The organism is Bartonella vinsonii subsp. berkhoffii ATCC 51672, from assembly GCF_902825225.1.
In the GTDB taxonomy this organism is placed as follows: Bacteria; Pseudomonadota; Alphaproteobacteria; order Rhizobiales; family Rhizobiaceae; genus Bartonella; species Bartonella berkhoffii.
The window spans coordinates 1-6,271 of sequence record NZ_CADEAK010000025.1 but is presented as its reverse complement, the minus strand read 5'-3'; the positions used below and the strand labels follow the sequence as shown (position 1 = coordinate 6,271).

The following is a 6,271-nucleotide window of genomic DNA, read 5'->3' as shown; positions in this document are numbered from 1 at the left end:
AGCTATAACTATAGTTAGTATGCTTATCTTTATTTTATCATTAGCCAGCTCCAAAACAAATACAACCAATGTCAACATAACTACAATGATTATCGCTATTTCAAAACCAGTAGCAGGTACATCATTATGCTTTGATAACAGCATCTGATGCTGTATCATGATATTATTATGGACGTACCATTGTCCAAAATTTAACTGATTCATTCTCACACCTAATCAAAAAGGAACCTCATCATTTATAACAGTATGAGGCGTATCAAGAGGTTGCTGAAAGCTTCTGTCATAAGAAGATAATGGCTCTTGATTATCGTTATTTTTGCTCTCTAAAAGCTTCAACTCGCCTTTGTATTGTGGCAAGACAATCTCTGTTGCAAGATGTTCACCACCATTTCTATCTTTCCATTTGCGGGTTTGTAATTTACCTTCTACATAGACCTTTGAACCTTTGTTGAGATACTGAAGTGCAATTTTTGCTAAATGTGGATTAAAAACTACAACGGAATGCCATTCTGTCTTTTCTACTTTTTGATTGGTCTTTTTATCAGTATAGCTTTCAGAAGTCGCTATACGAAAATTGACTATTTCTGCTCCAGAAGTCATGGTTTTGCTTTCGGGATTAGCACCAAGACGCCCGATTAATGTCACTTTATTTAGCATGCTTGTAAGTTCCATTTGATTTGCATTTGATACATGCAAAATCTTAGAATTATTTGCATATTTTTTCAATATTTTCAATTTATTAATAACAGTTTTTTAAAGTATTACATTATATTTTAATAGCAAAAAATAGAGAGTTCAGTGTTCATTTAAAACTCTTGATATACATACATAAATGTATTAACATAAGATATGAAAATAAGATTTGAATGGGATGAAACTAAAGCAAGAAGTAATCTTAGAAAGCACCGTGTAAGTTTTGAAATAGCGGCACGTGTTTTTGCAGACCCATTCGCCATGGTTAAACAAGACCGTATTGAAAACGGAGAATATCGTTGGCAAACTTTGGGGCTTGTGGATGGTTTTTTACTGCTGCTCGTAGCACACACTGTCCATGATGATAAAGACGGTATCGAGGTAATCCGTATTATTTCGGCGCGGCGCGCCAATTCGAAAGAGAGGAAACGTTATGAAGAAGAAAGTTCGTTATGAAATTGATGTAGGCAACTTATCACCTTTGACAGATGAACAGAGAGTTGAAATTGATAAACTGGCTGCAATGCCAGACAGTGCAATTGATCATAGTGATATTCCACCACTCAATGACGCATTCTGGAAAAACGCCGTTCGCAATCCATTCTATAAACCAACGAAAACTGTCACAACTGTGCGTGTGGATTCAGATGTGCTAGCGTGGCTTAAAAGTCAAGGGAAAGGGTATCAAACGCGGATTAACGCCATTTTACGTGACGCCATGCTTCGTTCAATGCGCTAACTTTTCCTCCACTTAAAACGCATCAAGCTGCTTCTGTTAATTTTTTGATGTTGTTGTTGATTTCATCAATGCACGTTTAGGAGAGAAAACGCCATTTAACCTAAACAGTTTTATAAAATCGGAAATTTTACTATAGCTTTTTAATGGAGCACTGTATTGTGTAAATAGATATATTTATCAAACTGCGTGTACGCAAAATAAGAAAGAATATACAAACTAAAAGAGAGTACCAAAGAACAATATCTGAGTACCAAAGTATGGTATCTAATGAAAAAGGAAATTTGTGTTCCATATACCTAGAAATGACAGGCAAAGAAACTGTTTCTTTATAACTACTTGGGAAAATTAAAGCGACAAATGCTAACATTATTAGCTTTAAAAGTCTGTGCATATATTGTTGTAAATCACGTGTTAGTTTCACCCAACCTGTTGTATTTCCGCATTTGTATTTTGGGTTGCTCTGCAATTCAGAAGGAATATTAGAATTGCATAAAATTGCAAAAACGGTTGTGACTATTACCAAAGAAACAGATGCAAATGTCAAAATACTCTGAATAAAATAAAGATTTTTTTTAATTCCTAAAAAACATAAAAATATAAAAGTTATAATGCCCAACAAGGCTCTTAGCTGCTTATCTGTAAACATGTTCTTTTCCTGTGTTTTTCGATAATTTTTTGATCTCTCTATTGATCTCATCTATGAGAGGTTCGATATTCAGAACGCTTTTAGGGACATTTCCCCCATAAACCCATGCTTTCACTTGCGCTTTGGTACTAAAATCCGCATTTTTAGGTGTTTTGTAATACTGACCACCATCAAACTTTTCACACTCTCTTGTGCCATCTTCATATTCGTAGAGATTGTAAAAATACTCAGCTGCTCCATCGCCCCATGGAACATACCCAACAGCTGTTGCAACAAACTTCTTTTGTCTTGGCTGTTTACGTTTTTTTAAGAACAGATGTTTTAAAATTCCCATGCTTTTAGTCCATAATTTTACTATTGGCCTATTTTCCTCAAATTTGGCCGTACAGAGTCATTTTTATTTTTCATGTGGTTTTCATCATAAAATCTTTAAATCGCTCTCTACGGTGCCTTATTATCGATTTAAACGCATATCTAATCCCAAAACAATCACCACTTTTCACTATTTTGCTGTCTTATCTTCAGCGCCCTTGAAAATTTTACTGAACTCTGTTTCAAGCTTTTCTACACGCTCTGGTGCTAAACGCGCCTCTTTCCCTTTGTCCTCTATCTCAGGCTTTTGAAGGCTCCTAACAATGTAATTGATATTCATGCGTATGTTGCTTTCAAGCTTTTCACAGTAACGATAAAAATCGGCCGTTGATGGCATAAAGGTTGCGTTTAAACCTTCTGCTTTGCCTCTCAAAGTGTTCTTTGTTGCTGTTTGCAAAGCCCAGCTGCTTATACCGTCAAGGGTATAAAAATACGCAAGTGCTGTTGCTTTTTCATCATATTCTGATGGGCTTTTGAGACCATTCGACAAAACAAGATACGTGGTTTTGATTTCCTCTTCCGTTGCTTTGTTCTCAAGTTTTTTCAACGCATCATTGGCTAATGACGTAATTCTCTCCGCTTCTGCAATTGATGGTTTTTGTCCCGGTAACCAAAGGAATGGTGGTTCTTTCGTCATCACCGAATAAAAATTTGAACGCACTGTCTGAATTTTTGATATCGGACATGTATTGTGCAACTCGATAAGATTTGCCACGCTGCTGTTCTGTTTGTGCAAAATTTGGTTTTCCATAATGACCACCTATTTGATTAATTTTATGATCTTTTGAGTTTCTAATCCAATTACGCCATGTTGCTTGCCAATCGATTTTGGTTGCATCCTTGCCTGTCTTGGCTTTCCAATAATCTCGAAACTTTGCAATCTCGACTTTCACGCGCTCTGGAGGCAACCCCTCTGCAATTGCAAAATCGTAATCAGGTGCAAAATTCTCAGGCAATCGACAACCTCGATTACTTCTAGACCGCGTGGCTTTTTTCGAAACGTTTTCTTGCTCGTGAATGGGAGGTTGGTTTTCAGATACCTTTGCGATTTGCTCTGGTTGGTTTTGGCAAGCAGCAACCTCAGTTGGCTCGTCAACCTGTTCGTTTGTTTCTAAATTTTCAGAACCAATTTCTTTTTTTGCTAACACGATAGTGTTAGTTTTTTTATTATATATGTTATTGTTAATGTTAATGGCATCATTAAGCATTGCTTGTGCATTGCTATTAGCATTGCTAGCATCATGCTTAGCACCATTAAGCATGCTACAAGCATCATGCTTAGCATCTTGATTATCACTGATTGTTTTTTCTTTATGATGTTTTGCCCATTTTGCTTGCGCTGCTTTCTGCGCTCTCTCTGAAAACTTATTTAAATTTTCGTTTGAGTTATTGAGTTCTTCCTCAACATCTGAACTCCACAAACGACCATCTTCTAAACAAATGATATGTCCAGATCTAAATAAATAATCTAATGCCTTTTGAAATCTTTTTACTGAACAACAAGTAAAATGAGATAATATTCGTGAATCGTTCAAAAGAGGTTCACGCGTGTGTAACATTCTTATCCGCAACTTCACATAAACATTGACTTCCATAGGTGGTAAATCAGAGAGTTTAAATAGCCACTGGTCTGTATTAAGTCTTGTCCATGGTATTTTACTGGACATGTATCCCCCCTTCTTTCATTAAATATAAAATTGCTAAAGCATCTGCTTCGTTGTCGTCTTTAGGCTTATGTCCCTTTGCACGCATCGCCTGTATTATCTCTTCTTTTGAGGCATTGCCTTTTCCTGTCGTTGCTTTTTTAATTGTGCCAACAGGGATGCCTTCATACGGTATCTGATGATGTTCACACCAAGCTGTTAAATGACCTAGAAAACCACCGTAAACATGTGCCGCATCTGTACCAACATGACGGCGCACCTCTTCAAAATACACGGCATCAATATCACCGGCTGTTGCTTTCATTTCTGTAAGCCATTGCTTAAAGCGCAAATAACGCATACCCCCGCCTTCAAAACGGCGTGATTGAAAATTGACCGTGCCACTAAAGATGTGACCATCCACACCATGTATCGCCCATCCCATTTTTGTACCTAGATCAAGGCAAAGAATGGTTGGTGCGTTAGTGATCATAATCCCCCCTTTAGATTGTTGTGTATTTATATGTGTGCGTATGATGACGCGGAATTAATTTGATTTCTTTTAAGAGTATGAATTGTGCTGTTGCTGTTCATTATTGTCTGTAGGAGCAGCAATAAAAGCAGATTGTGAAGATAATTTAGAATCACATGATTGCGTCCTATAAAAAAACGAGAAAAAGTCTTCTGCCTTAATCGGTGCTCCAATTCTGTTGGCTTCATTCAAAAGAATTGGGATATGTTTTGTTGGAATTCTCCCACCTGTTCCACCTTTTGATATAGGACGGAGCCAGACATACACGCGTGTTCTATGAACCCCAAGCAACTGAGATACCCTACGAACCCCACCTAATAGATTTATTATTTCCGAAAATTGTTTCATAATTTATATTGTAGCTTATTTCGGTACAAAATCAATAGATAATGTAATGAAAATCATAAAAGATTTTTTTTCTAATAAAGATATAATGGAAACCATGAATAACATTATGAAAATTTGGCTGAGTGAAGCCTTACAAGAATCTGGATTATCTCAATCATCGCTTGCTAGGCAACTAAGTGAGAAGATGCAGCGCTCCATTTACCGATCTGCAGTCAATAAAATGCTAACGGGTGAACGAGGAATAAGCGTACAAGAGGGTATAGCAATTGAGGAGATCACAAAATATCCTCTTCCAAGAAAAAAAACTATACCCCTAATGGGGTACGTAGGAGCAGGTTCAGAAATTATCCCTTATGAAGATGGTTGGCTTGAAGAAGTAGAACTACCACCATACATTACAAAAGACACATACGCAGTAAAAGTTGAGGGCGACTCAATGGAACCTTTCATTGAGGATAAATCAATTTTATTTTATTCAGAAAACATTTCTCCAAATTTACTTCTTAATAAAAAAGCAATTGTTTATACAGAAGATGGGCGTTGTTTTGTCAAAATAGTAAAACAAGGTAGTAAAGCAGATTTATTTAATTTAGAAAGTTTAAATAGATTATATCCAGAAATAAAAGATATTAAATTAGTTTGGGCAGCGCCTATAGACTGGATAAAACCACCGAGATTTTGAAAAAACTACAGTGAAAATAACAACCCAAGCTCTAACTATTCAAAACATTTTCCCCTTCTTTTTAGTAATTACAGCTTTGATTTCCTAGGTTATTTTTACATTTATATAAAAAAATTTCTAAAATCGGTACATTCTTATTGACGCTTGTTCCTAAATACGCTACATTAGTATCCATAAACCAGAAACAAACAATCGCCAAGAGGCGTTAGGGAGGGGAAATTATGGATCAGCCAATTCTTATTAATTCCGATGAAATTTTATTAGTTACCTATGGTGATGAACAATACATTGGAGAGTCAGGTCCACTTGATGAAAACCAAATTCTAGGAATTGTTGACGAAGCAGATGATACCATAAAAATCTTTCGAATAAATCCTTCTGAAAACAGTTGCGAAGATATTTCTGAAGAGATCGCAGAAGCATATATAAAAGAAAACAGAGCATTTCTCGATGAGGACAGCAAGGTTGATTATTATGTATGTGAAAGCGCTGCCTACAATAGACTTTTAGACGAAATTGCAGACGAAAAATATAACGATGCAGTCTACGGTACTTATGAAGAACAGCACCGCCTGACTCTTTGGGATGTTCTTCCAAATTATCCAAACTATTAAGG

Annotated in this window: 12 protein-coding genes; 4 read left to right on the top strand and 8 right to left on the bottom strand. The window is 36.3% G+C overall.

Translation table 11 applies throughout. The features are described from left to right. Together J7R10_RS07510 and ssb are read right to left on the bottom strand one after the other, a co-directional pair. On the bottom strand, positions 1 to 204 hold a 204-nt coding region (locus J7R10_RS07510; protein ID WP_208436408.1), incomplete at its 3' end, for a hypothetical protein. A gap of 12 nt (positions 205 to 216) precedes the next feature. Further along, entirely contained in the window at positions 217 to 657 is a 441-nt protein-coding gene (ssb, locus tag J7R10_RS07505; protein WP_010705714.1) for a single-stranded DNA-binding protein, read from the bottom strand. A 192-nt stretch (positions 658 to 849) separates the two neighbouring features. Here ssb and J7R10_RS07500 point away from each other — a divergent pair, with 192 nt between their 5' ends. Together J7R10_RS07500 and J7R10_RS07495 are read left to right on the top strand one after the other, a co-directional pair. Next, positions 850 to 1,149, top strand: coding sequence for a BrnT family toxin (locus J7R10_RS07500; protein WP_004854240.1), 300 nt, complete (start codon positions 850 to 852; stop codon positions 1,147 to 1,149). Then, entirely contained in the window at positions 1,127 to 1,432 is a 306-nt protein-coding gene (locus tag J7R10_RS07495) for a BrnA antitoxin family protein (RefSeq protein WP_010705715.1), read from the top strand. The genes J7R10_RS07500 and J7R10_RS07495 overlap by 23 nt, the downstream gene beginning before the upstream one ends. A gap of 130 nt (positions 1,433 to 1,562) precedes the next feature. Here the strand turns inward: J7R10_RS07495 and J7R10_RS07490 are convergent, their stop codons facing one another. The 6 genes from J7R10_RS07490 to J7R10_RS07465 all read right to left on the bottom strand — a co-directional run bounded on the left by J7R10_RS07490 (position 1,563) and on the right by J7R10_RS07465 (position 4,973). Next, positions 1,563 to 2,078, bottom strand: coding sequence for a hypothetical protein (locus tag J7R10_RS07490; RefSeq protein WP_010705716.1), 516 nt, complete (start codon positions 2,076 to 2,078; stop codon positions 1,563 to 1,565). After that, positions 2,065 to 2,412 (bottom strand): hypothetical protein, encoded by a 348-nt coding sequence (locus J7R10_RS07485; protein ID WP_010705717.1) that lies wholly within the window; start codon positions 2,410 to 2,412, stop codon positions 2,065 to 2,067. The genes J7R10_RS07490 and J7R10_RS07485 overlap by 14 nt, the downstream gene beginning before the upstream one ends. Positions 2,413 to 2,580: 168 nt before the next feature. Beyond that, complete coding sequence (locus J7R10_RS07480; protein WP_035002931.1) at positions 2,581 to 3,087, bottom strand: hypothetical protein; 507 nt, start codon at positions 3,085 to 3,087, stop codon at positions 2,581 to 2,583. After that, entirely contained in the window at positions 3,002 to 4,117 is a 1,116-nt protein-coding gene (locus J7R10_RS07475; protein WP_010705718.1) for a DUF1376 domain-containing protein, read from the bottom strand. Before J7R10_RS07475 ends, J7R10_RS07480 begins: the two co-directional genes overlap by 86 nt. After that, positions 4,107 to 4,586 (bottom strand): crossover junction endodeoxyribonuclease RuvC, encoded by a 480-nt coding sequence (locus J7R10_RS07470; protein ID WP_010705719.1) that lies wholly within the window; start codon positions 4,584 to 4,586, stop codon positions 4,107 to 4,109. Before J7R10_RS07470 ends, J7R10_RS07475 begins: the two co-directional genes overlap by 11 nt. Positions 4,587 to 4,655: 69 nt before the next feature. Further along, positions 4,656 to 4,973: a helix-turn-helix domain-containing protein gene (locus tag J7R10_RS07465; RefSeq protein WP_010705720.1), complete on the bottom strand. Its 318-nt coding sequence runs from the start codon at positions 4,971 to 4,973 to the stop codon at positions 4,656 to 4,658. A 46-nt stretch (positions 4,974 to 5,019) separates the two neighbouring features. Here J7R10_RS07465 and J7R10_RS07460 point away from each other — a divergent pair, with 46 nt between their 5' ends. Both J7R10_RS07460 and J7R10_RS07455 read left to right on the top strand, forming a co-directional pair. Then, on the top strand, positions 5,020 to 5,655 hold the full coding sequence (locus J7R10_RS07460) for a S24 family peptidase (protein ID WP_010705721.1): 636 nt from the start codon (positions 5,020 to 5,022) through the stop codon (positions 5,653 to 5,655). Between the two features lie 221 nt (positions 5,656 to 5,876). Next, the gene (locus J7R10_RS07455; RefSeq protein ID WP_010705722.1) at positions 5,877 to 6,269 is read left to right on the top strand and encodes a hypothetical protein; all 393 of its coding nucleotides are present in this window, start codon (positions 5,877 to 5,879) and stop codon (positions 6,267 to 6,269) included. Positions 6,270 to 6,271 lie beyond the last annotated feature (2 nt).